This window comes from Pseudomonas sp. FR229a, assembly GCF_030209115.1.
In the GTDB taxonomy this organism is placed as follows: Bacteria; Pseudomonadota; Gammaproteobacteria; order Pseudomonadales; family Pseudomonadaceae; genus Aquipseudomonas; species Aquipseudomonas moraviensis_A.
Genome location: NZ_JARVSP010000001.1, coordinates 188,570 through 214,196 on the forward strand (window position 1 = coordinate 188,570; position 25,627 = coordinate 214,196).

Below are 25,627 nucleotides of genomic sequence, written 5' to 3' on the forward strand. Positions count from 1 at the left end.
ATACAGAGCATTCAGCGCTTCGGAACAGACATAGTCCACTGTCATAAATGACAGTTTTTATGACCATTCATCGGAAAACCTTCAAGCGTTCTCTGGCGACTCGACACGCACATCAAAACGCCCACTTTCTGCATCGTCTGACATTGGCGCCCCTGTGTCGGAGATTTGCCGGAAACGGCACCACTGGGCGCCACTGTGGAGCGGCTCCGTCGGCGAGGCCGTCCAGCCAGCGTCAGTGACGGTAACGGGGCCGGCAAGCGGGACATCGGCGCTGTACCAGCTCAAGAGAGTCCCGATGCCCGGTTTGCCCAAACCAGTGACGGCCAGCAGGGGAGAAACCCAGAGGCCTGGCCCTGGGTATATGAATTGAGGGAGAAAGAGCCTTACCTGACACTCCCATTCGCTGGGGATCGAATGATATTCACCCTTGGAGGCCATAACGCTCAATGTGACAGCCCCATCGGGTAGCTCCAACGTTGCGGGGATTGACCAGCTTGCGTCGTCAAGCACCGGGGCCGTGCCCAATACGCATTCCCCGCGCTTGAGCGTGATCAGGTCACCAGGAACGCCGAACCCGGACACCGTCACTGTAGCGCCGAGGAATTCTTCGGGAGTGGGTGATTCGGGCGTCACCGCGACGGGTACGACCCGACACGGCACGTCAAGGCTGGGTTTTGACGTTCTGCCCTCGAACGTCTGAGTTGCCCAAAGGATTTCGTCTCCGACCTCCAGCACAACGCTGGCTTCCCACGTACCGTCCACACCGATCTGGACATCGCGCAACAACGGCTCATCGAGCCCGCGGCGCCAGACGGTAACCAACCCGTCTCGCCGACCTGTACCCGACAGAACTGCCGTGCGCGTCAGATCGCCTCCAGGAAGCGGTCGCACGAACTCGGGCGGCATGACCACGACGTCGAATTGGCGCACCTCACTGTCGGGTGAGGCCCGGTCGTTGAGGGTTTGCTGCGCGGTGATGAACCATGTCTTGATGGCGAGTCCGGTAAGGCGCACCGACCAGGGACCGTCCTGCCCGAGAACCACGGGATCGCCCAAGGGCTTTCCGTCCTGTAAATCCCACAGCCGCATCGAAGCGCCTGCCATGCCGAAGTCACCGGTCACCGTCAGATCACTGTCCGTTTCCTGTTCGGGCAGCGGCGTTCTGATCGCAGGCTTGAGCCGCTCCCTGTAGACCTTGAACGTCAGTGAGCCAGGCTCCGATGTGAGTCCGACGACTGTCTGCGTCGCTTCGATGGTGCAGGGCAGCCCATCCGTGAACGGAGTCGGGCGGCAAAAGGTCCAGGTTTCCCCGACGACCGTCGCTGTAAATGAGTGGTTGCTGTCGCTGAAGCTGATGTTCACCACCGCGCCGGGCCAGCAAGTGCCGCTGAAAACCGGATTGAGCCCGTCCTCGGGAGGGACATCGATACCGGGTTCGCGAGGCAGGATGCTGATTTCATACTCCATCCAGCCTTCAGAACCGTCCAGCTCCTGTCGGATCGATATTTTCCGTTTGTTCGTCGGCCCCCAGGACTCCAGCGCCTGCGTAGACCACTGCCTGTTTCTGACGACAACGGGCGTCGCTATTTCGGCTCCGGCAAACAGGCTGACGGTAGCGCGGTCGACGCCCTCGCCGCTGAAGGTGGGCTGGTAGTCGTCGGTGTGCCTTACATTGCTGACCGGGGGCAGCTTCTTTTCGACCTCGAATTCGAAAGGCAAAGAGTCGATCCAGCCTCCGGCATTGTCGGCAATCTGTTGAATCGCCTCAAGTGTACGGCTGCCCAATTCCCAGCCCGTTGCACTGGTAGCCCACGTACCGTCGTTTTGCACCGTGGCAATGGCCGGCGCATTCCCCTGGCCTGTTTTCACGGTGAGTTGGATTCGCGTGGGGAAATGGGGGTCGTAGTGGCCTTTGCCAGAGAATCTCACGATGGCATCGTCTGAAAAGTCGATTACCGGTTGTTCGGGTTTGGCAGGGCGGATTTTGAATGCTCGGGGGTGGCCGCGGCCGGAGGGGGGGTCGCTGATTTGTATAGCGACCAGTGACACCGGGCCGGGTCTAACGCTGACTGGAACCGTCCAGGCATCGCCCGTGACGAAAGCCTCGCCGACCTTCGACTCGGACAGGTCGAGAAACACCTGCACCGTGCTACCCGCCACTCCCCCTAAACCGCTTAAGTTGAACGTCTGATTCTGAAGCGAGTTGGCTGGCGGGTTGGTAATGAAAGGGGGGGCCTCATGCACAACGAAAGCTACAGGTAATGTATATATGCTGGTCGTGCCGACATAAGAAACCAAAGCACTGACCGACAATGGACCATTGAGCAAACCTGCAGTAAGAGGTGCTTGCCAATTCCCATGCTCATCAATGCTGGTTTCAGCGCTCAGAACTTCATCGTGATTGGGGGGGGACTTGACGACGCGCACCTTCGAATTCGGAGCGCCGATGCCGCGAAAAATCAGGCCATTAGCGGATTCAGTAGTGTTGGGTTGCGGATAAGTCACAACTGCTCGGTAGATCTCCATTGGTGCTGAACGTTCAGAATACAGTCCGTCAAGTCTCTGAAGTGCATCAATGCTGGTTTTGTTTCTGTTTACTGGGTAAGTGATCGCCCCACTCCATTTTCCGGATTCAACGCGCCCCGACCCAACTGTCCCTTCCGCCACACCCGTGAGATAAATAAAGACAGTCGCTCCGGAAATACCGGTGCCTGCGCCGGTGTACGGTGAACCGGAAATGTTTTTGATCAGATCGATGGTCGGGGGAGGAATTATGGAATCAAAAGAGATGTGAGCACTCTCGAGAGGCAAGTTCACCAGATCAGATCCATTCCCGACTTCGCCATCCGCTTGTATGTCTTCATGAGGCCCGCCAAGCGGGTTCTCGTCCGTACCATCAGTTGTCATGGGCATGAGTGTCTCCGAACCTGTTCAAGGGTGGCGATGCAAGGTGCAAAAATCCTTGCCCTGATTAAGTAGGGAATAACTCCTCTTCCGCACCTGACAGATCTGACAGTCCCGACAAACGGTAATTATTCCCACGCTGCAAGATGCAGACGTCCTTCAGCCATTAACACGCGGCTACACCGGCTTGCGCCGTTGCCTACACATCACTCAGAATCCGCCGGCTTGTGCGCTTTGAAGCTGCCCCGTAACGTGATCCGTGCCGCTGCCAATCAGTGGTCGGGTTTAGTCGCCCGGGGGTTTGTCATCAAGGTGTATAAGCGTCATCAAGTCGGGTAATCCCTATTCCCGCACTCGATGGTGGCTGTACGCAGGGCGCTTCGGCGCGCCGGTTTTTGGTGATACCCCCGGTCGACTAACCTGCGTCCAGCCGCCACCCCATTCGTTTAGTCGCGAGGGGTGAAGGCCCCCAACCAAGGGTTATCACCATGATCAAACCAACACCCAATCCCCCCGAAACCGAAGACTCGACCTCCCCCTACGCTTCCCCCGATTCCACCAGACTTCACGAGGCCGCTGAAAAAGCCCTCGACCACTACCTGAAAAAACCCGCAACTGCGCCGTCGTGCAATTCCGTCGATCGCGGCATGCAGATGTTCATGGTCGCGCCTGATATCAACCCTGAAGCGATGGCCATTCAAACCTACGAGACCTTTTCTTCGGTCAGCATTCTGTTGCTCGATCTGGCGGACAGCCTCGAGGACAAGCCGCGACATCTGGCGATGGCGATCTATCAGTTGAGCGAGATGGGGTTATTGCTGGCGGAGAAGGCGCTGGATCAGGAGCGAGCGATCACGACGGCGTGACGTCAAGATCAAAAGATCGCAGCCTTCGGCAGCGCCTGCATTTGGAACGCGTTCCCTTGCAGGAGCTGCCGAAGGCTGCGATCTTTTGCTGTTCAGGCAGAGGCTGGCAACGGCTGAAAGCTGAAGTACTGCTGCAGCGCCAGCACCAATTGACCGAACTCCACTGGCGCGCGGCGCAGGATGAAACCGGCGTCGTAGTGCAGCGGCGTGGCGTCTTCATGGCACCACACGCAACAGGCGCTGAAATCGATGACTTGCTGGCCGCCATCGCGGGTGGGGACTTTGAGGCGTAACTGGAAATCCATCCCGACCATCATCGGCAATTGACTGATCAGCATCAGCCCGTCTGCCGACACGTTGCCGAGAAAGCCAACGGGTTTGTCGGTCACGCTGTTGAACACTCTGAGGTAGTACGGCAACTGGTGCCGTTCGATCCGGCGGTCGGTAAACATGATCAGCAGTTCGCCCTGCATGGCTCCGTCAGGAGCCGCACCTGTGCTTCGGAACGAACCTGTTCGGCAGGCCCGCTCTCCCCGCTTCCGGTGTGACGGTCGCGATCATCGCCGTCACCTTTACCACTGCCAGTCGCAGGTGTTGCGCCGCCATGAAGACAAGGCTTCAGGCGGTTTCCTTGACTATAGCGGAGCTTGTACAGACGGCCAGATTTTGTACGGCAAGCACCGTCAGAAGCGTGTCGGCCGCACCACCGCAGCGGCACTGCGCGTCGGGTAATGGCCCAGACTCTGCAGGGTTTCCAGACGCGCACGGGCGCGGTAGGCGTATTCGCTGTCGGGGTACGAAGCGATGATGAACTGGTAGGTCTGCACCGCGTCGATGTACAGCTTCTGCCGTTCTAGGCACTGACCGCGCATCATCGACACTTCCGGCCACACGTAAGGGCGGGCACGGCTGGCGCGTTCGACCTTGGAGAGTTCGAGCATGACCTGCTCGCAATTGCCCCGCTCGTAGGCGCTGTAGGCGTTGTTCAAGTGATGGTTCATCGACCAACGGGTGCAGCCCGTCACGGCGAGGACGCTGAGGGCAAGGGCGGCAATGGGCAACAATCGCATGGGGGTTCTCCTGTCTTGTGCTCTGTATCGACCCCTGGTCGGAAATCTTCAGGCGCGCTGATCGCAAAGTTGCCGCGTTCAATAAAGAAAACGATAAGTAGTGCATTCGAACAATGACTACACCCTTCGAGCATAGTAGCCTCTGCCTGCGCTTGAACTCAGGAGTCTTTGCATGTCCGTCCGTCGTACCAAAATCGTCGCTACCCTTGGCCCGGCCAGTAACTCGCCGGAAGTTCTCGAACAGCTGATTCTGGCTGGTCTGGACGTTGCCCGTCTGAACTTCTCCCACGGCACCCCCGACGAGCACAAGGCTCGCGCGAAGCTGGTGCGTGACCTCGCTGCCAAGCACGGCCGCTTCGTCGCCCTGCTCGGCGACCTGCAAGGCCCGAAAATCCGTATCGCCAAATTCGCCAACAAGAAGATCGAGCTGAAGATCGGTGACAAGTTCACCTTCTCCACCAGCCATCCGTTGACCGAAGGCAACCAGCAAGTGGTCGGCATCGACTACCCGGATCTGGTCAAGGACTGCGGCGTGGGCGACGAGCTGCTGCTCGACGACGGCCGCGTGGTGATGCGCGTTGAAACCGCCACCGCCACTGAATTGCATTGCGTCGTGACCATCGGCGGCCCGCTGTCCGATCACAAAGGCATCAACCGTCGCGGTGGCGGTCTGACCGCGCCGGCCCTGACCGAAAAAGACAAGGCCGACATAAAGCTCGCCGCGGAAATGGAAGTCGACTACCTCGCGGTGTCCTTCCCGCGTGATGCCGCGGACATGGAATACGCCCGTCAACTGCGCGACGAGGCCGGCGGCACTGCCTGGCTGGTGGCGAAGATCGAACGCGCCGAAGCCGTGGCCGACGACGAAACCCTCGACGGTCTGATCAAGGCGTCCGACGCAGTGATGGTTGCCCGTGGTGACCTGGGTGTGGAAATCGGCGACGCCGAGCTGGTGGGCATCCAGAAGAAAATCATTCTGCACGCACGTCGCCACAATAAAGCGGTGATCGTCGCGACGCAGATGATGGAGTCGATGATCCAGAACCCGATGCCGACCCGCGCCGAAGTGTCCGACGTGGCCAACGCCGTGCTCGACTACACCGACGCCGTAATGCTTTCGGCCGAATCCGCCGCTGGCCTGTACCCGCTGGAAGCCGTGCAGGCAATGGCGCGCATCTGCGTCGGCGCCGAGAAGCACCCGACCGGCAAGACCTCCAGCCACCGCATCGGCAAGGAATTCAGCCGCTGCGACGAAAGCATCGCGCTGGCGACCATGTACACCGCCAACCACTTCCCGGGCGTCAAAGCGATCATCGCCCTGACCGAAAGTGGCTTCACTCCGCTGATCATGTCGCGTATCCGCTCCTCGGTGCCGATCTACGCCTTCACTCCGCACCGCGAAGCCCAGGCTCGCGCAGCCATGTTCCGTGGCGTCTACACCATCCCGTTCGACCCGGCCTCGCTGGAACCGCACGAAGTCAGCCAGAAAGCCATCGACGAACTGACCAAGCGCGGCGTTGTGGAAAAAGGCGACTGGGTCATCCTGACCAAGGGCGACAGCTACCACACCACCGGCGGCACCAACGGCATGAAGATCCTGCACGTGGGCGACCCGCAGGTCTGAGTGACCGACAGCTGAAACGCAAAAGCCCCGCCATGTGAATGGCGGGGCTTTTTGTTGGCGGCGCACAAAGTCAACACGGCTGTCTACTGTCAGACCTGACAGTAGACCGGGTCGATTGTTGGGTAGCTAATCGGGTCGTAACCATCCACTCAAGGAGAGCGGCATGAACGATTCGATACGGTTGACCCAGGACGACGATGGGCGTGACAAAAACTTTGCAGACAACGGTGTTTTTTTACTGGATCGCGTCTCTCTCGGACGCGAATCCATACTGTATGGCGTCCAGACGCAATACACCCCTACCGTCGAGCGGATTTATTTCACGGGGCAGGCACGCACGGGCGTCACCGAAAGACCCTACGTGTTGGGCTGCCTGAAAGCCGATGGCACGCTCGATCCCGACTTTGGCGATAACGGCATCGCCAGTGGCAATTTCATTCAACGAACGGAGTCAGCGGGCAGCTCCATCACGCTGCTCGATGACGGGAAAATCCTGCTGACCGGATGGATCTACGACACGGCAACTCCGGCGTTGGCCAGATTCTTCGCTGACGGCAGACGCGACACCTCTTTCGGTGTCGACGGCTACGTGATCCTCAGGCGGCCGGTTTCCAGCGTTGATCAGGATCTGGCTGGCATAGCAGAGAAGAATGCCAGTCAGGAATTTTCGACCAGCGTCACACCGCTGGCAGATGGAAAAATCCTCGTGGGCAATACCTATGTCGTCACTCACGTGACAGACACCCGTGCGTACCTGTTCCTGCTCAACAGCGATGGTTCGTACGACACGGATTTCAACGGCACAGGTCATGTCCAGGTGATTTATCCCGGAGCAGATCCCGCTCAAGTGAAACTGCGCAGTGCATGTGTGGATCACGATGGCACGATTGTGGTGGCGGGAGGCCTGGTTTCTGATCCGAATCTGAGAGTGCCGTTGATGGCGCGCTACACGCGCGCCGGCAAACTTGTACCCGGCTTCGGCACGGCGGGTTTCTTCGCCCCACCACAAACCTTGTTCGAATTCGCCGAATTCGAAACGGTCATTGCCCAGCCGAACAAGCGGCTGCTGGGGATCGGCTCAACCAGCGATGGGCGAGGCCTTTTGATCAGTCTCGAAGCGGATGGCAAATACAATATTCAGTTCAATGGCGCAACACCGTTGCTCACCCGGCTCGACGACAGCATTACCAAATGGGAAGCAGGCGCCATGCAACCCGATGGCAAAATTGTTCTATGCGGAGCCATCAAGCCTGCGGACGAGTCGTCGCCCGGCGTGGTGGTGCGCTTGCTGGACAACGGCGCGCTGGACACGACATTTCACCAGCGCGGCTGGACAAGCACTCGGGTCGACGGTCACACCCGTTTCTATGGGCTGGCATTGCAGAAGGACGGGAAGGTCGTCGTGGCCGGTTTTCGGCACGGCGACGGAGGCTTCCAAGGCCTGATCCTGCGTTACCACGCCAACGGCACAGGTAAGCAGCCATCGACTTCGAACAATGAAGGGCAACTCGATCCCGCTTTCGGCACTCACGGTCTAGTGCTTCTGAACGCTTCGGGAACTGAAGGGGCTTCGATTCAGCCCAGGGGGCTGGGCGTCGATTCCACTGGCCGGATCTACGTCGTCGGCGCTGAGTACAGTGACAGGGTTTCCTACTGGTGCATGAGGATGAGTGCCAGTGGAGTCGTCGACAGCACATTCGGCAAGGGTGGGCATGTTACCGGCGAGTTCGATCCAGATGAAGGCGGACGTGCCCACTCGGACATCCTTGAAGTCGTAGCGCTGCCTGACGGCAAAATATTGCTGATAGGCGACTACCGCGACGGCAGCTTTGACGCGTGGGTCGGGCTCGTGCGCCTGTTACCCGATGGCCGTCCGGATCCGGACTTCGGCGACAAGGGGGAAGTGCTGATCCCCCTTGGCAGCCTGAGCGCCGACCGGAAACTGCGCGATGAGAACGCCCGCGCAACGCCGCTGGCTCAATCGGTCAGCCACGGCCCTGTGCTGCCTGATGGCAAGATTCTGGTACTGACGCGGATTTATGACGGTAATGAACAAACGCAGTCGGTCGTGCTTCGTTTCATGCCCAATGGTGCACTCGACACCAGCTTCAACCAGACCGGAATGGTCCGCGTCGCACACCCTGACTATCCTCATACCGTATTGACCGATATGGTCGTCGACCATGAAGGAAAGTACGCTCTGAGCGGGTATTGCCTCGGAAAAAACCATCGGCCGGGCGACGCGCTTTTCAGCAAACTGGAGATCACTGGGGCCCTGGACACTTCCTTCGCCACAGCGGGCTATTTGGTGGTCAAGCCCAATAGCGACGAACTGCGCTTCTTCACTGACAAACTCGTTGCCCAGGCCAATAGACGTCTGTTGAGCATTGGCTATGAACAACACTTGGACAAGAATCGGGGATTGTTGATCAGTCGGGAATCCGATGGCAGCGCGAACATCCAGTTCAATCGGGGCGAACCGTTGCTGACCAGACTGGAGGGGCGCTCGGCCAGTTGGTCATCGGCAGCCACCCAGCCGGACGGGAGTATTCTGGTGTTTGGATACCTGTATGATCCAGGTCGCACCGTGATCGCCAAGTTCACTGACCGGGGCGAACTGGATAAAACGTTCGGGGCCGGAACAGGGTGGCTGCAGTTCGATGTCATGAGGGGTTTCATGCCTGCATCGTTGCTCACTGGCCACAGCGCGCTGTTCATTGCAACCGTAATGGACAATGGTCGACGAGTGTCCTGCGTGGCGCGCGGTCTGCTGACAACGAAGAGTCAAACCCTCGATAGCGCAGGCAAGCCTGACCTGGAGTTTGGTACCGACGGGAGGGTAATGATCAATGTCCCCGACATGCCATTGGCTCGGGTTTCCGGCGTTCGTATCGGCCCGGACAACAAGATTTACTGCGCGGGCAACGGTGAAGATGTCGCCGATCCGAACCCCCGGTATTTCCTTGGTCGGTTCAACAATGACGGCAGTGTCGATCGCAGTTTTGCAACCTCCGGTTTTGCCCAGGACATTTATCCTGACTGCACCCTGTCGCAAATCAAATCCTTCACGTTTCAACCCGATGGAAACATCGTCATCTTCAGTGAAGTCTACGCTGGAGGCCAGTTGGTGCCCGCCTTCTCCCGCTACGACGCTCACGGGCAACTGGATCCCTCGTTTGGTACCAACGGACACACCGTACTGGATATCAAGCTGTCGCCACCCGGCAGATCGGCATCCAGCGACAGATCTCGAAAAATAGACGCCAGCGCCACCCATCCACACGGCGTCGAAATACTGCCGGACGGCAAAATCCTCGCATCCCATGACTATTTTTTCGATTTACAGCAGTCCCATGGCCTGATTATCCGCCTGGAAAAAAATGGCGCACTGGATCTGAGCTTCAACCAGATCGGTTACATCCCGGTGATTCATCCCGATTACCCCCTCAATGCCACGGTGTTGAGGAATGTGACCGTGCAACCGGATGGCAAGTACCTGGGTTGCGGCAATGTGTACGATGACTCCGGCAACCCCAGCCCGGCCATGTTCGTACGCTACAACGCCTCTGGTGAGCTGGACGAGCATTTTGGCGACAATGGATTTGTCACTGTTGCCAGCCCACTGCACGCGCATCTGATCCAGGCTACTGTGCTGCAACCCAATCAACGCATCCTCGGGTTCGGCGATAGCCTTGGCAACGAAGGCGTGATGATCAGCCTTGAACCTGACGGCAGTCCCAACATTCAGTTCAACCGGGGTCAACCTCTCTATACGGAGCTGGAATCCGGTTCGATTACGTCCTGGACAGGCGCAGCCATTCAGAAAAACGGCAGGATTGTGGTGGCCGGGGCGATCGGAGTACGGGGACAGGCTGACATTGTCATCGCACGGTTCATCGACGCAGACTTCGATCCGGAGTTCAACGATGGCCAAGGTTGGCTACGCACACGCCTGGAGGACGGCGTGCAACTGGCTACCGGTTTGACACTGCAGGAGGATGGCCGGATTTTGATCTGCGCCACCCTGCCCGGCAGAAAAATCGCGTTGCTGCGCTACCACGGCTGAGTTTCGCCCACCGCCTCAAATGCAACGCCCTGCCAGGTAAATGGCACGGCGTTCCATATTGGACCTGACAAATGTGCTGGCTGACCTGGGCCCTTAGCTCACAAGGCCAGTGCAGTCGCCGCCATTTCAGTGCCGTTTGATAAATCCGTTCAACGCCGCCAACGCTTCCGGGGAACGCAGCCGCTGGGTGAACAACGCGCCCTCCTCCTCGATGACTTTGCGCAGCAACTCGCGATCCGGCGCTCGCATCAATTGCTTGCTGATGCGTACCGCTTCGGCCGGCAGTTCATCAAACCGCAGCGCCATCTCCCGGGCCTTGCTCAGCACCGCATCACCGCTGTCCAGCGCTTGGGTGGCGATCCCCCACTGTGCAGCCTGCTCGCCGCTGAAGCTTTCGCCGAGCAACAACAATTCTGCCGCTCTGGCCTGCCCAAGCAGACGCGGCAGGATCAGGCTGGAACCGAACTCAGGGCACAAACCGAGGTTGACGAATGGCATGCGCAGGCGTGCATCGCGGCTGACGTAAACCAGATCGCAATGCAGCAACAGGGTTGTGCCGATGCCAACCGCCGCGCCGGCCACAGCGGCAATCACCGGTTTGCGGCACTCGAGCAAATTGAGCATGAAATGAAACACCGAGCTGTCGAGGTCGCTCGGCGGTTGCTGGATGAAGTCGGCGATGTCGTTGCCGGCGGTGAAACACTCGGCGCTGCCGGTGATCAGCACGGCGTTGATCTGCGGGTCGCCATCGGCCTGCTTCAATGCGTCGGCGAGGCGGCCGTACATGGCACGGGTCAGGGCGTTTTTCTTGTCCGGGCGATTGAGGCGCAGGGTCAACAGACCGCGCTCGCGCTCCAGCAGAATGGCTTCGGTCATGGCGTGTCTCGCGTCTGGAAATCAGCGCTCAACCACGGGACAGAAACACATCGGCCAGCAGTTGATTGCGCGGCAATCCGGCCAGATACAAGCGCCTGGCTAAGGCGTCGACACTGGCCGTCGAGCCGCAGACTAAGGCCAGGGTCTGTCGGGAAACAAGGCGCAGTTGCGCCAAAGCGGCGGCCGACTCGGCCGCCGTCCACAGCTCGACGCTGAGGTTTTCCCGCTGCGCGGCCAGTGCCGCAAGGGGTTTGGCCAGATAGTGCTCGCGTGCGTCATGGGCCAGGTGAATGACACGGATGGCGCCTTGGTGATCCTGACGCAGTGCTTCACGCAGGACACCGAACAACGGGCCTAGACCGGTGCCGGCGGCGAGCAGCCACAGCGGCCGGGCGTGCCAGTCCGGGTCGTAGTGCAAAGCGCCGCCGCGCAGTTCACCGAGGCGGATCGAGTCGCCGATCTGCAGATGACGTGCGGCATCAACGAATTCGCCGGGCTGGCGGCAATCGAGGTGAAACTCGAGAAAGCGGTCTTCTTGCGGCAGGCTCGCCAGCGAGTAAGGCCGAGCGATGTGGCCAATCCACAACACCAGATGCTGACCGGCGCTGTAGCGCAGCGGCCGCTGCGGGGCCAGGCGCAGGCGCAGAACGCAGTCGCTGAGCCAGTCCAGCGCCTCGACCACGGCCGGGCGACCGTCGGCGAGCGGATCGAAGGTGTGCACCTGCAGATCTTCGGTCACCTGGCATTGGCAGGCCAGGCGCCAACCGTCCTGACGTTGCTCGGCACTCAAGGCGTCCGGACGGTTGTCGGCAGGCAGGCCTTGGGTGCATTGCACCAGACAGGCATGGCAACTGCCGGCGCGACAGCTGTAGGGCACGACGACACCGTTCTGGTTGAGGACATCGAGCAGATTGCTGCCCGCCTCAACCGTCCATTGCCGATCACCGACGCGCAGTTCAGGCATCGACGTTTTCCCATGCCGCGGCACAACGATTGCGCCCGTCACGCTTGGCCCGATACAGCGCCTGATCGGCGCGCTGCAACGCCTCATCCAGATCATCGCCGACGCACAGCAGGGTCATGCCCGCCGACAGGCTCAGGTTGCGCACTTGCAGGCCCATCAATTCCACCTCACTGAAGGCGATGCGCAAACGCTCGCAACACGCGGTCAGGCGTTCGGCATCGCAGTCGGGCAACAGCACCACGAATTCCTCGCCACCATAGCGCGCCAGCACGTCGCCGTCGCGCAGGCACGCTTGCGCGACAGCGGCAAACGCCTGCAGCACCTGATCGCCGGCGGCGTGGCCGTGCAGGTCGTTGATGCGTTTGAAGTGATCCAGATCGATCAGCGCCAGACCGTGCATCACGTCGCTGTCCAGCGCGTTGAGCTCGCGCGAGGCGATGCGCAGGAAGTGACGGCGATTGAACAGGCCGGTCAGTTCATCGGTGGCGACCAGGTCTTCGAGCTGGCGCATCATTCCGCGCAAGGTGTCCTGATGCGCCTGCAAGGCAAACCGGCGCTGCCGCTGGCGTTGCCGGGAAACCTGGACGAAGCGCGCGTAAAGTACCAGCCACGCCAGCACCATCGCCAGAATGCACACCTGCAATGCCGCGAGCGCAGGCTCGGCGAAGCGGAAGTGGTAGGCGTCCCACAGGGTAATCGCGGAGAAACTGAAAAACACCAGCAGCGCGCAACGGATGAACACCCGGCGGGTGAGATGGAACAGGCCGAACAGCAGAATCAGCACGTAAAACACCAGAAACGCCCCGCGCGCCTCGTCGACATGGGCGATCAGCCAGGTCTGCCAGCCCAGGCCCATCAACACTTGCGCTTCGGTCAGGCTGGGGTCGGCGAAGCGCTGGTTGCGACCGCTCCAGAACAGCCCGAACAGGGTCGCCTGACTGATGACTACCATAGCGCTGCCGATCGCCACGCCACTGAGCGATTGCTGATAATGCCCGGTAAAAAACGCCAGCCACAGCAGCAGCAAAGCCAATCCGTAGGTGGCCGCAGCGAGGGCGAAGCGTTTGAGCAACAGGCGTTGAATGGCGTTATGGGTCAATCGTTGACTCACCGTGCGATAGGAGGCTGACCGAGTGTCCTACTCTACAGACCGGATGCCACTTTAGAGGCCCGGTCGCTAAATGACCACCGATTTTCGGGCCGGGAAAATGGCGTCAAAAGTGTGGCCCGCCCGGCCCGGAAGGGCAGCTACAAGCCGCAAGCTTCAAGCGGCAAGCTCAAGCTGTCCGAGTCCTGCTTTGACTTGCCGCTCGAAGCTTGCAGCTTGCAGCTGCTGCAATGAATGACTACTGGCGCGTGTATGCCCAACAGAGCCGCGGTATACTGCCGCGCCTTTTTAGCGTCGCGCCACAAAGGGACAGCCGCAAGCCTCAAGCGGCAAGCTCAAGCTGTCCGCGTAATGCTTTAACTTGCCGCTTGAAGCTAGAAGCTTGTAGCTGCCCCACCGTGTTTTTCGAGGAGCGCGACTCATGACCGTGATCAAGCAAGATGACCTGATTCAGAGCGTTGCCGACGCTTTGCAGTTCATTTCCTATTACCACCCCGTGGATTTCATCCAGGCGATGCACGAGGCCTACCTGCGCGAAGAATCGCCGGCGGCCCGTGATTCGATGGCGCAGATCCTGATCAACTCGCGCATGTGCGCCACCGGCCATCGGCCGATTTGCCAGGACACCGGTATCGTCACCGTGTTCGTCCGTGTCGGCATGGACGTGCGTTGGGATGGCGCCACCATGGGCCTGGACGACATGATCAACGAAGGCGTGCGTCGCGCCTACAACCTGCCGGAAAACGTCCTGCGTGCCTCGATCCTCGCCGACCCGGCAGGCGCTCGCAAGAACACCAAGGACAACACCCCGGCCGTGATCCACTACTCCATCGTCCCGGGCAACACCGTGGAAGTGGACGTGGCGGCCAAGGGCGGCGGTTCCGAGAACAAGTCGAAAATGGCCATGCTCAACCCGTCCGACTCGATCGTTGACTGGGTGCTCAAGACTGTTCCGACCATGGGCGCTGGCTGGTGCCCGCCAGGCATGCTCGGCATCGGCATCGGCGGCACCGCGGAGAAAGCCGCGGTGATGGCCAAGGAAGTGTTGATGGAATCCATCGACATTCACGAACTGAAGGCCCGTGGCCCGCAGAACCGCATCGAAGAAATGCGTCTGGAGTTGTTCGAGAAGGTCAACCAGTTGGGCATCGGCGCCCAGGGCCTCGGTGGCCTGACCACCGTGCTCGACGTGAAGATCATGGACTACCCGACCCACGCCGCCTCGCTGCCGGTGTGCATGATCCCCAACTGCGCAGCCACCCGTCACGCGCACTTTGTGCTCGACGGTTCCGGCCCGGCCTCGCTGGAAGCGCCACCGCTGGACGCTTACCCGGAAATCGTCTGGGAAGCCGGCCCGTCGGCCCGCCGTGTCAACCTCGACACTCTGACCCCGGAAGACGTGCAGAGCTGGAAGCCGGGCGAAACCGTGCTGCTCAACGGCAAGATGCTCACCGGCCGCGACGCCGCGCACAAGCGCATGGTCGAGATGCTCAACAAGGGTGAAACCCTGCCGGTGGACCTCAAAGGTCGCTTCATCTACTACGTCGGCCCGGTTGATCCGGTCGGTGACGAAGTGGTTGGCCCGGCGGGCCCGACCACCGCGACGCGGATGGACAAGTTCACCCGGCAGATCCTCGAGCAGACCGGCCTGTTGGGCATGATCGGCAAATCCGAGCGCGGCCCGACTGCGATCGACGCGATCAAGGACAACAAGGCTGTGTACCTGATGGCCGTCGGCGGCGCGGCTTACCTGGTTGCGCAAGCGATCAAGAAGTCCAAGGTGCTGGCGTTTGCCGAACTGGGCATGGAAGCGATCTACGAGTTCGAGGTCAAGGACATGCCGGTCACCGTGGCGGTGGACAGCAAAGGTGAGTCCGTACACATCACTGGCCCGGCGATCTGGCAGCAGAAGATCAGCGAGAGCCTGGCGGTAGAAGTGCAGTAAGCCCTTCGCTTCCATGAAACGGCCGATTCATCCGCAGGGATGAATCGGCCGTTTTCATATGTGCAAACCGATCGCGATAAAAAAGCTGCCGGAGCATACAAAATGATCTTGCGCACCTGTCAGATCTGACAGGTTCATTTACCCGCCATTCTTGTTAGCGTCAGTCCAGTCACGCCCACCCCGCGCGCAATGGATTCGACCATGCCTGAACAACAAGAGCTGAGCATCACCACCCCCTCCATCGCCAAAAGCGCATCGATCGCCACCATTGGCAAAAGCTGGGGCGCGGTGGGGCCGACCGGAGCGGCTTCGTTCGAACTGCCGATTCCGACGACGGCCGGGCGCGGCTGGGATGCGCAGTTCTCGTTGAACTACAGCAGCCAAAGCGGCAACGGTCCGTTCGGGCTTTCCTGGCACTTGGCCGGCGCGGGTCAGATCAGCCGTAGAACCAACAAAGGCGTGCCGCGCTACACCGATCACGACGAGATCATCGGTGTCGACGGCGAAGTATGGATGCCGGAGCTGGATGTAAACGGTGAAATCAGATTCCGGGAAGAAAACACCTATAACGATGTCGACATCGGCCCGCACAGGGTCGTGCGCTACTGGCCGCAAGTGGAAAGTGATTTCGCCCTGCGTGAGCGCTGGCAAGCGCAAACCCGAGAGGCCGATCCACCGTCATTCTGGCTGATGCACGGCGCCGACGGTTCGCTGCACCTGTACGGCAAGACCGAAGCCAGCCGAATTGCCGACCCCGACGCGCCTGGACATATCGCTGCCTGGTTAATAGGCGAAAGCATGAACGCGCGCGGCGAACATATCTGTTTCGACTACAAGGCCGACGATCAGGATCCCGACCCGCTGCATGAATACGGCGCCCAGCGTTATCTGGCCCGCGTGTGCTACGGCAATTTCACGGCCAGCAACAATCTGTACAGCTGGACCACAGAACACCCCGCCGAACTGGACTGGCATTTTCATCTGCTGTTCGATTACGGCGAACGCAGCACGTCACTGAGCGATATCCCAGCGTACGACGGTGACACCCTGAAACCCTGGACGCTGCGAACGGACAGCTTTTTGACCCATGGTCAGGGGTTTGAGCTGGGCACGCGCAGACTCTGTCAGCAAGCGTTGCTGTTCCATCACTTCCCCGCACAGTCGACTGACCAACCGAAACTGGCGAGCCGCCTGCTACTGGAATACCGGCAACCGCAGGACGGCGCAAAGTGGACCTATAGCCAGATCAGCGCGGCGCACTATCAGGCATTCGATGCCACAGGCTTCGTCGAAAATACGCCACCGGTCGAGTTCGACTACGCCCCTTTTGACCTCAATAAAACCCCGCTTCGCTTTCTTGAGTTCGATACGCAGCCGGGTATCGAGGACGGCGGTTTTTATCAGTGCGTTGATCTTTTTGGCGAAGGTGTGCCGGGTTTTCTCTGCCGCCATGACCAGAGCTGGTACTACCGCGAACCGCGGCGCGCGACCCAAGGCACCGATGCAATCGACTATGGGCCCTGGGTCGCGCTGGACAAAATTCCGGTGGCTGATCGCAACCGGCCGGTCCAGCAACTGCTGACCGACCTGACGGGTGACGGTCGGCTCGACTGGGTTACTGCCCGACCGGGCATCAGTGGGTTTCGCACCCTGACAGAGCAACGCACGTTTGCCGACTTCATTCCGTTCGGCAAATTCCCACCGGAATTTTTCAACACGCTCTCGACACTCGGCGATTTGACTGGAGATGGTTTGAGTAGCCTGGCATTGATCGGGCCGAACTCGGTGCGACTGTATGCCAACGAACGTGAACAGGGCTTTGCTGCTCCCGAGGAGGTCGCTCACAAACCCGACGACGACCGCTTGCCGTTGTTCAGCAACTCCCGCACAGAACTGGTGGCGCTGAGCAGTTTTCTGGGCAGCGATATGCCTGAGCTTTGCCGGATTCGCCACGATGAACTCCGTTGCTGGCCGAACCTGGGCCATGGTCGGTTTGGCCGTGGTCGCAAGATCAGCGCATTGCCCTTCAGCTATGAGCAATTCGATTCGTCCCGGGTACGCCTTGCCGACCTCGACGGCTCCGGTGCCCCGTCGCTGATTTATCTGAACTCCGACGCCTTCGATATCTACTTGAATCGCGGCGGCAATGGCCTGGAGCAAACACCGATCAGCGTGCCGTGGCCCGACGGCGTGCGCTACGACCGGTTCTGTCAGGTGAATTTCGCCGACCTGCAAGGCCTGGGCTGCGCCAGCCTGATCCTGACGGTAACGCACATGCAGCCGCAGCATTGGCGTTACGACTTCGTTTCGGCCAAGCCGTATCTGCTGACCAGCAGTAACAACAACATGGGCTGCAGCGCCAGCGTGGTCTACCGCAGCTCGGCGCAGGAATGGCTGGATGAGAAACGCCATTTGCCCACCCTCAGACGTTTTCCGGCGTGCCACCTGCCATTCCCGGTGACGGTGGTCAAAAAACAGCAGCAACTGGATGAAATCACCGGCAACTGTCTGACGCAGGTTTTCACCTGGCGGGAAGGTTTCTACGACAGCCGTGAGCGCGAGTTCCGCGGTTTCGGCCTGTTGCAGCAAACCGACAGCGAGAGCGCCGGCGACGATCAGGGCGACGGCTTCAGCGAGCCGATGCGGGTCTTCACCTGGTTTCATACCGGGCAATCGATGAACCGCTCGCGTGACGACTATTTCACTCACGACGCACATGCAGTGCCACTGGGCGATACGCTGTTCAGCCGCTACCACGAGGCGGACGATTGCGAGGAACAGCTGGATTCTCCTGACGCAGACACTTGCTACCAGATTTCCCGGGCACTGGTTGGCGCGGTCACGCGCATCGAGACCTATGCCGATACAGGCGAGGATGTTCCGCGGGTCACCACGCCTTTTACCGTCGAAGAAACCCGTTATCGGGTGCGCGAGGTGCATAAACAAGGCGCGACCGCCGCCGCCGTCCTGCTGCCGCTGGTGGTGGAAAAAATCAATTACCAGTACGACGGCTTCGTCGACGATCCCATGTGCCGCATGGATCTGGTCCTGCGCTACAACGCTTACGGCCAGGCGACGCACTCAATCACCGTGAGCTACGCCCGGCGGCTCACCGACAACGATACGCCGCCGTTCGAAGATCCTGATGAACGGCAGTGGTGGTCCGACGCCCATGACCAGGCGCAACAATCGTTCTACCTGAATGAAAGCCGCTCTGCGTTCATCGATCTGGACAAGGACCCGCAGCATTGGCGGCTCGGTTTGCCCTATCAACAGCGCGGCAATGCGCTGGTCTTGCCCAAAGGCACACTGCCCACCGGGCTTATGCCTGGGCAGGTCTCTTATGACTGCCTGATGGAACATGAGGATTCGCCGCAATGGAACGCCCAGCGAGTGCTGACCACACAGTCCGTGCAACGTTACGTGAGTACTGACGGCAAACTGCTGGACGACGGCACTGCCAGCTTCGAAGCCTTGTTCGGCCCGTTGGAAGTGGCACAACTGGACAAGACGGCGCTGCACGCTTACAGCGTTCTATCGAATTTCGACGTGCGGACCGAATTGGCAAGAATCGGTTACACACCGATGCCGTTCCTGTTCTGGGTCCACCCCATGGGCAGCACGGAGCAGGATCTCTGGTCGGCGAATTTCGGCTACGCCGAATATGCCGGCCCCGAGCGTTTCTACAAGGTACGGCGTTACCGTGAAACGCTCAGCCATGGCTATACCAGTGCCGAATACGACCCTTACTCGCTGGCCATCATCTCCGTGGAGTTACCGGACGGCTGTCTGACGCGTATCGAGTACGACTATCACGCGCTGCAACCGCTGCAAATCATCGATGCCAACCTGAACATTCATCAGGGTTTTTATGACCCCGCCAGGCAGCCTCTGGCCACCAGTTTTCATGGCACCGAGAACAACAGGGAGGCGGGGTTCAAGCCACTGAGCGAATACAGAATTCCGGATGACCGCAGCCCCGCCGCCGCCATTGCCCACCCATCCGATGCCGTACAAAAAGCCGCGAGTACCCTGCGCAAGGACCTGTTCAGCTGGATGGGTCGGATCGCCAGTGATACCCGCGCCGCCTTGGCCTGGATCGCCCAGGGTTATCTGCTACCCAGCGGCCACATCAGGGCCAGCGCGCGCCGCCGACTTGCCCGGCCTGGTAACGTCCTGACGCCCGATGAGCGAGCCCTGCAAGATGCCATCGCCGCCGTGCATCGCGAACCGGTCCACAGCGTGATCCTCAGTGCCGACCGCTACCCGGACGATCCGCTGGCGCAGATCCAGATCATCAAAGCCTGTGTCGACGGCTTTGGCCGCGCTCTGCAAACCCAGCAGCTGGTCGATCCGGGCGAGGCGTATGCCGTGGACGCTGACGGTTCTCTGATTATCGAAAATGGTCAGATCAAAGTGGTCGATGCCAATCCGCGCTGGCGCATCAGCGAGCGTGTCGAATTCAACAACAAGGGTTTGCCGGTTCGTCAGTACCGCGCGTTTTTCGCCGATACCTATACCTACGTCAACGATCAGTCCCTGCGCACCCTCGGCCATCACGACAAGGTTTTCTATGACGTCATGAGCCGGCAGGTGCGATTGATCAATGCCAAGGGGCACCTGTCCCGAGTGGCCTACCATCCCTGGTTTCAAACCAGCGAAGATTTCAACGACACTGCCGAGGCATCATCTCCAACCCAGGCGCCAGGGTCGTGACCGCCAGCGTGCATCGCCGCACACCCGCGCTGGTCGTGAGCGATGCGCGTGGCTTGGCAGTGCGTCAGGTCGGGTACTTGCGCAGTGTGACGGCCGACACTCCCAAAGCCCTGGTAACCCGGCAGCAGCACGACTGCGCCGGGCGGCTGGTCGAACAATGGGATCCGCGCCTGTCGGCACCGTGCCTGACCACGGTTTACCGCCTGGACGGATCGGCCTTGAAAACCGACAGCGTCGACGCCGGCTGGCGCCTGACCCTGCCCGGGCTGGCCGGTGAGCCTTTGCGCCGCTGGGACCAGCGCGGCAGCCATTGGCAGACGCTCTTCGATGCGCAACTGCGGGTGGTCGCCGTCGAGGAAAATGGCCGGCCCAACGTGGATGTTTTCATCTACGCCGACGCCTCGGCCGAGGCGGGGCTCAATCAGCGCGGCCAGTTGCTGGAACAAGAGGATCGTGCCGGCTCACTGCTTACCGACAGTTTTTCCCTGACCGGCCCGTCTCTGAGGGAAACCCGCACGTTCCACGACGGTGAGCCATTTACCAGCCACCAAGTGTTCAGCCCCCTCGGCGCACTGCTGGAGCAGACCGACGCCGGCGGCCACCGGCGACGCTTATGTTACGGCCTGGCCGGGCAACTCAAGGACGCGCAACTGCTGATCAGCGGCACGTCTGACTGGCAACCGGTGTTGATCGACGCGCAGTACAACGCCAACGACCAGATCATCGAACAACTGGCCGGGAATCGGGTGCACAGCACGTGGACGTATGACCCGGCGGACGATCGTTTGCACACCCAGTCCAGCCACCACGAAGACCGTGGCGTCCTGCAAGACCTCGAGTACTTCTACGACCGCGTCGGCAACATCACCCGCATCGAAGACCACGCTTTCGCACCGCGATATTTCGCCAACCAACGGGTCGACGGCCACCGCGATTTCATCTATGACTCGCTTTATCGGCTGATCAGCGCCACTGGCCACGATGCGGGCCCGCCGCCGGACATCCCCGGTCTGCCGCAACCGGGTGACCCTAACGATCGCCGCAACTACACCCAGACCTATCAATACGATCACGGTGGCAACCTGATCGAACTGTGCCATGTACGGGCGGGCAACCATTACACCCGGCAAATGCGCATCGATCCGAACAGTAATCGCGGCGTACGCTGGGAAACAGAAGAGCCGGAACCGGAGTTCGACGTTCTGTTTGATCGCCACGGCAACCTGAATGCGATGCACCCCTGCAAACCGCTGACCTGGAATGCCCGCGACGAGCTGCAAAGCGTGACTCTGATCCAGCGCCCGGACGGCCCCGATGATGCCGAACATTACCGCTACAGCCAGGGCATGCGCGTGTTCAAGCGCCACGAAACCTTGGCGGCCAACACCGCGCACTTTCATCAGGTGCGCTACTTGCCGGGGCTGGAAATCCGCACGCGCGACAACGGCGAAGAGCTGCACGTCATCACCCTCGGCAACGCCCGTTGCCTGCATTGGGCAGCGAAACAACCCGAGGGCATCGCCACCGATCAACTGCGCTACAGCCTGGAAGATCACCTTGGCTCCTGCGTCATGGAACTCGGTCAGCAGGCGCAACTGATCAGCGCCGAAGGTTACTACCCGTTCGGCGCCACGGCATGGATGACCGCGCCCTCCGAGATCGAGGCCCCCTACAAATTCATCCGCTATTCGGGCAAGGAGATGGATGTCAGCGGTTTGTATTACTACGGCGCCCGTTATTACGCGCCATGGTTGCAGCGTTGGCTCAGTGCGGATCCGGCGGGGGATGTGGATGGCCTGAACCTGTATGGATTCGTTGGCAATAATCCGCTGCGGTACTTCGATGCTCAGGGGCAACAGCGAACACCTTCTGAATTACTGACAGTGGCGACAGACTACGAAAACCTGCTTGCTGTTGTTACAGGCAAACTGGACAAATCGATCTATCAACTCAGCCATTTGAACTCCACCAGGGATATCTACCGTTCCAGCGGGAAGCGTGCAGCCCTGACCCTGCTCAACGTTCTGGCCTCTGCCCTCACTGCGGGTACGGCGCTTACTGCAGGGACATTCGTCGGAACATTTGCCACGTTCAACCCGATCACCGGGTTGGGTATCGGCATAGCCACAGCAGCCATCGCCGCAGACGTGACAGGTGCAGGGATAGACAAGCTAGGCGCAGACAATCCTTACGGCTACAAACTGTTGCCCGACAGCGCAGATTACGATGTCGGTCGTCTGGCTGAAGAAGCCAAACCCACGGACGGGAAAAATAAAATCAAATCCTTTCTCTCAAAATATGACCCCCGCACCACCGACGGTAACAAGGAAAGTCTGATAGCAGGAACCATTGGAGTCGCTGATGACATCACAGGAGGCACTCATCTGGAAAAATGGCTGGCCTTTTTCCGTCTCAGTGTCGAAGTGACGGAGGCACTCAATAATTCGCTCGGGCAGCGCGATCTGGACCTGGTAGGACAAAGTATCGAATTGACCGCCGATTACCTCGCTGCCCGGAAGGAGCTGTATGACCAGGCATTGGCAGAGCTTGAAGGTCTCGGTCGAGAGCACATTGCAACGGCCCAAGGCACCCGCTATCGCCTGGGACAGGTCGAGACCGCTGTGCTGGGCAAGTTGAACCGTGTCACCGAGTTGCTGCCGAGAGTGTCGGCACACCAGCAGAAAAAAAGTGCAGCGAATCACTTATGAACGCTCGCGCCTTGACTCGCACACCAGACATAGTCGCTTGGGATGGCAGAGGCCTGGCTGTCAGACAGATTGCCTGTTTGCGCAAACCCGGTGACCCTGCTGTGCAAATGCTTGTCGCTCGCCAGTATTACAACGCGACAGGCGCGGTGGTTGAAAAATGGGATGCGCGTCTTTTTGTTTCAAGCCCCCGTCCCAACCTTGCCCTCGTCTATTCACTGAACGGCGAGCCCTTGAAAACCGACAGCGTCGACGCCGGCTGGCGCCTGACCCTGCCCGGGCTGGCCGGTGAGCCTTTGCGCCGCTGGGATCAGCGCGGCAGCCATTGGCAGACGCTCTTCGATGCGCAACTGCGGGTGGTCGCCGTCGGGGAAAATGGCCGGCCCAACGTGGATGTTTTCATCTACGCCGACGCCTCGGCCGAGGCGGGGCTCAACCAGCGCGGCCAGTTGCTGGAACAAAAGGATCGTGCCGGCTCACTGCTTACCGACAGTTTTTCCCTGACCGGCCCGTCTCTGAGGGAAACCCGCACGTTCCACGACGGTGAGCCATTTACCAGCCACCAAGCGTTCAGCCCCCTCGGCGCACTGCTGGAGCAGACCGACGCCGGCGGCCACCGGCGACGCTTACGTTACGGCCTGGCCGGGCAACTCAAGGACGCGCAACTGCTGATCAGCGGCACGTCTGACTGGCAACCGGTGTTGATCGACGCGCAGTACAACGCCAACGACCAGATCATCGAACAACTGGCCGGGAATCGGGTGCACAGCACGTGGACGTATGACCCGGCGGATAATCGTTTGCACACCCAGTCCAGCCACCACGAAGAGCGTGGGGTCCTGCAAGACCTCGAGTACTTCTACGACCGCGTCGGCAACATCACCCGCATCGAAGACCACGCTTTTGCCCCGCGATATTTCGCCAACCAACGGGTCGACGGCCACCGTGATTTCATCTATGACTCGCTTTATCGGCTGATCAGCGCCACCGGCCACGATGCGGGCCCGCCGCCGGACATCCCCGGTCTGCCGCAACCGGGTGACCCTAACGATCGCCGCAACTACACCCAGACCTATCAATACGATCACGGTGGCAACCTGATCGAACTGTGCCATGTACGGGCGGGCAACCATTACACCCGGCAAATGCGCATCGATCCGAACAGTAATCGCGGCGTACGCTGGGAAACAGAAGAGCCGGAACCGGAGTTCGACGTTCTGTTTGATCGCCACGGCAACCTGAACGCGATGAACCCCTGCAAACCGCTGACCTGGAATGCCCGCGACGAGCTGCAAAGCGTGACCCTGATCCAGCGCCCGGACGGCCCCGATGATGCCGAACATTACCGCTACAGCCAGGGCATGCGCGTGTTCAAGCGCCAGGAAACCTTGGCGGCCAACACCGCACACTTTCATCAGGTGCGCTACTTGCCGGGGCTGGAAATCCGCACGCGCGACAATGGCGAAGAACTGCACGTCATCACCCTCGGCAACGCGCGTTGCCTGCATTGGGTAGCGAAAAAACCCGAAGGCATCGCCACCGATCAACTGCGCTACAGCCTGGAAGATCACCTTGGCTCCTGCGTCATGGAACTCGGTCAGCAGGCACAACTGATCAGCGCCGAAGGTTACTACCCGTTCGGCGCCACGGCATGGATGACCGCGCCTTCAGAGATCGAGGCCCCCTACAAATTCATCCGCTATTCGGGCAAGGAGATGGATGTCAGCGGTTTGTATTACTACGGCGCCCGTTATTACGCGCCATGGTTGCAGCGCTGGGTCAGTGCGGATCCGGCGGGGGATGTGGATGGGCTGAACCTGTATGGGTTCGTGCGCAACAATCCGATGACTTACTTCGACACGACAGGCAACAAAACAGAAGAAGCCCAGCCGTCAAGCACAGGCGCTCTGGCGTTTATTACCGGAAACACTCCCACAGAGCGTATGCAGAAGAAACTGGCCTTCCATAACGAGCTGCTTTCAGCGGTCGATCTGGCTGTCAGGGATGTCACCACACAGATACTCAATCATCGTTCCGAGACCAACAGCAGGGTATCAACCGCGAAACGAACAGGTTTTTTTCTTGCGGAAAAGGGCGCGTCCAACGCGGTTGGCATAGGCATGGGCGCAGCCGGGGTAGCAATGGGAATCCCTGGCGGCCCTCTGGGAATGCTGATTGGCGGAGCTCTTGGTTTCGTCGTCGGAAAAACCGTGAGTAGAACGACGAAAGCGATCGGCAAAAAAACCGGTTTGAACACCTCCATCAGCTTGCAAACGGATCGATTGAAAGGACCCAGGCTGTTAAAGCAAACACAGGGCGAACAAGGGCCCGTGATCAACTTTAAAGCTATCGCCAGTTACAACCCGCTCACACTCGAAGGACGGCAAGAGATCCAACAAGGCGGCATCGCGGCTGGCAAGGAACTGGCCTTGGCAGCCGCTGGCAAGATCCCCTACGTCGGGCCGGCCATCAAGGTGATTCCGGACACCCTCGATCTCTTGAATGAAATAGTAACCAGCGCAAATGATCTTACCGAGGATGAGGTGACTGCACTGGATGCCGACATTACCGACACGATCAATATGCTGCAGTATCGCTCGAAACATTTAATCGAAACGGTCAAGACCCTAAGTCGTACGGACCCCTCCAAGCGCATTGAACGCATTGAACGCGATACAGGACAGCGAATAAGAAGGCTGCGAAACCTGAGGACCGTGCTTCATTCCAATTCGTCGACTTTTACTGCCGTATGAAAAGGTGACGACGCCGCTCCTGGCCTGAAC

At 59.8% G+C, this 25,627-nt stretch carries 13 protein-coding genes; 7 read left to right on the forward strand and 6 right to left on the reverse strand.

Going from position 1 to position 25,627, the window contains the following annotated elements; genetic code table 11:
• Positions 1-81: 81 nt before the first annotated feature.
• Positions 82-2,913 carry a hypothetical protein gene (locus QRN33_RS00825; RefSeq protein WP_285406110.1) on the reverse strand — a complete coding sequence of 944 codons (2,832 nt, stop codon included), beginning with the start codon at positions 2,911-2,913 and terminating at the stop codon, positions 82-84.
• Between the two features lie 479 nt (positions 2,914-3,392).
• Here QRN33_RS00825 and QRN33_RS00830 point away from each other — a divergent pair, with 479 nt between their 5' ends.
• Positions 3,393-3,770, forward strand: coding sequence for a DUF6124 family protein (locus QRN33_RS00830; protein WP_042607316.1), 378 nt, complete (start codon positions 3,393-3,395; stop codon positions 3,768-3,770).
• A 92-nt stretch (positions 3,771-3,862) separates the two neighbouring features.
• Here the strand turns inward: QRN33_RS00830 and QRN33_RS00835 are convergent, their stop codons facing one another.
• Together QRN33_RS00835 and QRN33_RS00840 are read right to left on the reverse strand one after the other, a co-directional pair.
• On the reverse strand, positions 3,863-4,222 hold the full coding sequence (locus tag QRN33_RS00835; protein ID WP_083354345.1) for a PilZ domain-containing protein: 360 nt from the start codon (positions 4,220-4,222) through the stop codon (positions 3,863-3,865).
• Positions 4,223-4,453: 231 nt separating this feature from the next.
• Complete coding sequence (locus QRN33_RS00840; protein WP_042607317.1) at positions 4,454-4,840, reverse strand: tetratricopeptide repeat protein; 387 nt, start codon at positions 4,838-4,840, stop codon at positions 4,454-4,456.
• 172 nt (positions 4,841-5,012) lie between these two features.
• Between QRN33_RS00840 and pyk the strand changes: the two genes are divergently transcribed.
• Positions 5,013-6,464 carry a pyruvate kinase gene (gene pyk, locus QRN33_RS00845; protein WP_024014116.1) on the forward strand — a complete coding sequence of 484 codons (1,452 nt, stop codon included), beginning with the start codon at positions 5,013-5,015 and terminating at the stop codon, positions 6,462-6,464.
• Between the two features lie 163 nt (positions 6,465-6,627).
• Positions 6,628-10,530 (forward strand): hypothetical protein, encoded by a 3,903-nt coding sequence (locus QRN33_RS00850; RefSeq protein ID WP_285406116.1) that lies wholly within the window; start codon positions 6,628-6,630, stop codon positions 10,528-10,530.
• Between the two features lie 126 nt (positions 10,531-10,656).
• On the opposite strand, the gene QRN33_RS00855 is transcribed toward QRN33_RS00850, so the two are convergent.
• The 3 genes from QRN33_RS00855 to QRN33_RS00865 are packed head-to-tail and all read right to left on the reverse strand — an operon-like array spanning position 10,657 to position 13,469.
• A complete protein-coding gene (locus QRN33_RS00855; protein WP_285406118.1) occupies positions 10,657-11,406 on the reverse strand; it encodes an enoyl-CoA hydratase-related protein in 750 nt (249 codons plus the stop codon).
• Between the two features lie 28 nt (positions 11,407-11,434).
• Positions 11,435-12,370, reverse strand: coding sequence for an iron-sulfur-binding ferredoxin reductase (locus QRN33_RS00860; RefSeq protein ID WP_285406120.1), 936 nt, complete (start codon positions 12,368-12,370; stop codon positions 11,435-11,437).
• The gene (locus tag QRN33_RS00865) at positions 12,363-13,469 is read right to left on the reverse strand and encodes a GGDEF domain-containing protein (protein ID WP_285406123.1); all 1,107 of its coding nucleotides are present in this window, start codon (positions 13,467-13,469) and stop codon (positions 12,363-12,365) included. Before QRN33_RS00865 ends, QRN33_RS00860 begins: the two co-directional genes overlap by 8 nt.
• 430 nt (positions 13,470-13,899) lie before the next feature.
• Here QRN33_RS00865 and QRN33_RS00870 point away from each other — a divergent pair, with 430 nt between their 5' ends.
• The 4 genes from QRN33_RS00870 to QRN33_RS00885 all read left to right on the forward strand — a co-directional run bounded on the left by QRN33_RS00870 (position 13,900) and on the right by QRN33_RS00885 (position 25,597).
• A complete protein-coding gene (locus QRN33_RS00870; RefSeq protein WP_016773454.1) occupies positions 13,900-15,423 on the forward strand; it encodes a fumarate hydratase in 1,524 nt (507 codons plus the stop codon).
• A gap of 201 nt (positions 15,424-15,624) precedes the next feature.
• Positions 15,625-20,139 (forward strand): SpvB/TcaC N-terminal domain-containing protein, encoded by a 4,515-nt coding sequence (locus QRN33_RS00875; protein WP_285406129.1) that lies wholly within the window; start codon positions 15,625-15,627, stop codon positions 20,137-20,139.
• A complete protein-coding gene (locus QRN33_RS00880; protein ID WP_285406132.1) occupies positions 20,136-22,847 on the forward strand; it encodes an RHS repeat-associated core domain-containing protein in 2,712 nt (903 codons plus the stop codon). Before QRN33_RS00875 ends, QRN33_RS00880 begins: the two co-directional genes overlap by 4 nt.
• A gap of 107 nt (positions 22,848-22,954) precedes the next feature.
• Complete coding sequence (locus QRN33_RS00885) at positions 22,955-25,597, forward strand: RHS repeat-associated core domain-containing protein (RefSeq protein WP_350310273.1); 2,643 nt, start codon at positions 22,955-22,957, stop codon at positions 25,595-25,597.
• Positions 25,598-25,627: the final 30 nt, after the last annotated feature.

Bases quoted from the DNA above. Each gene is read 5' to 3' on its own strand.
- QRN33_RS00830 (WP_042607316.1), top strand. From the start codon at position 3,393: ATGATCAAACCAACACCCAATCCCCCCGAAACCGAAGACTCGACCTCC.
- QRN33_RS00875 (WP_285406129.1), top strand. From the start codon at position 15,625: ATGCCTGAACAACAAGAGCTGAGCATCACCACCCCCTCCATCGCCAAA.
- QRN33_RS00870 (WP_016773454.1), top strand. From the start codon at position 13,900: ATGACCGTGATCAAGCAAGATGACCTGATTCAGAGCGTTGCCGACGCT.
- QRN33_RS00835 (WP_083354345.1), bottom strand. From the start codon at position 4,222: ATGTTTACCGACCGCCGGATCGAACGGCACCAGTTGCCGTACTACCTC.
- QRN33_RS00825 (WP_285406110.1), bottom strand. From the start codon at position 2,913: ATGCCCATGACAACTGATGGTACGGACGAGAACCCGCTTGGCGGGCCT.
- QRN33_RS00840 (WP_042607317.1), bottom strand. From the start codon at position 4,840: ATGCGATTGTTGCCCATTGCCGCCCTTGCCCTCAGCGTCCTCGCCGTG.
- pyk (WP_024014116.1), top strand. From the start codon at position 5,013: ATGTCCGTCCGTCGTACCAAAATCGTCGCTACCCTTGGCCCGGCCAGT.
- QRN33_RS00885 (WP_350310273.1), top strand. From the start codon at position 22,955: ATGCTTGTCGCTCGCCAGTATTACAACGCGACAGGCGCGGTGGTTGAA.
- QRN33_RS00855 (WP_285406118.1), bottom strand. From the start codon at position 11,406: ATGACCGAAGCCATTCTGCTGGAGCGCGAGCGCGGTCTGTTGACCCTG.
- QRN33_RS00860 (WP_285406120.1), bottom strand. From the start codon at position 12,370: ATGCCTGAACTGCGCGTCGGTGATCGGCAATGGACGGTTGAGGCGGGC.
- QRN33_RS00850 (WP_285406116.1), top strand. From the start codon at position 6,628: ATGAACGATTCGATACGGTTGACCCAGGACGACGATGGGCGTGACAAA.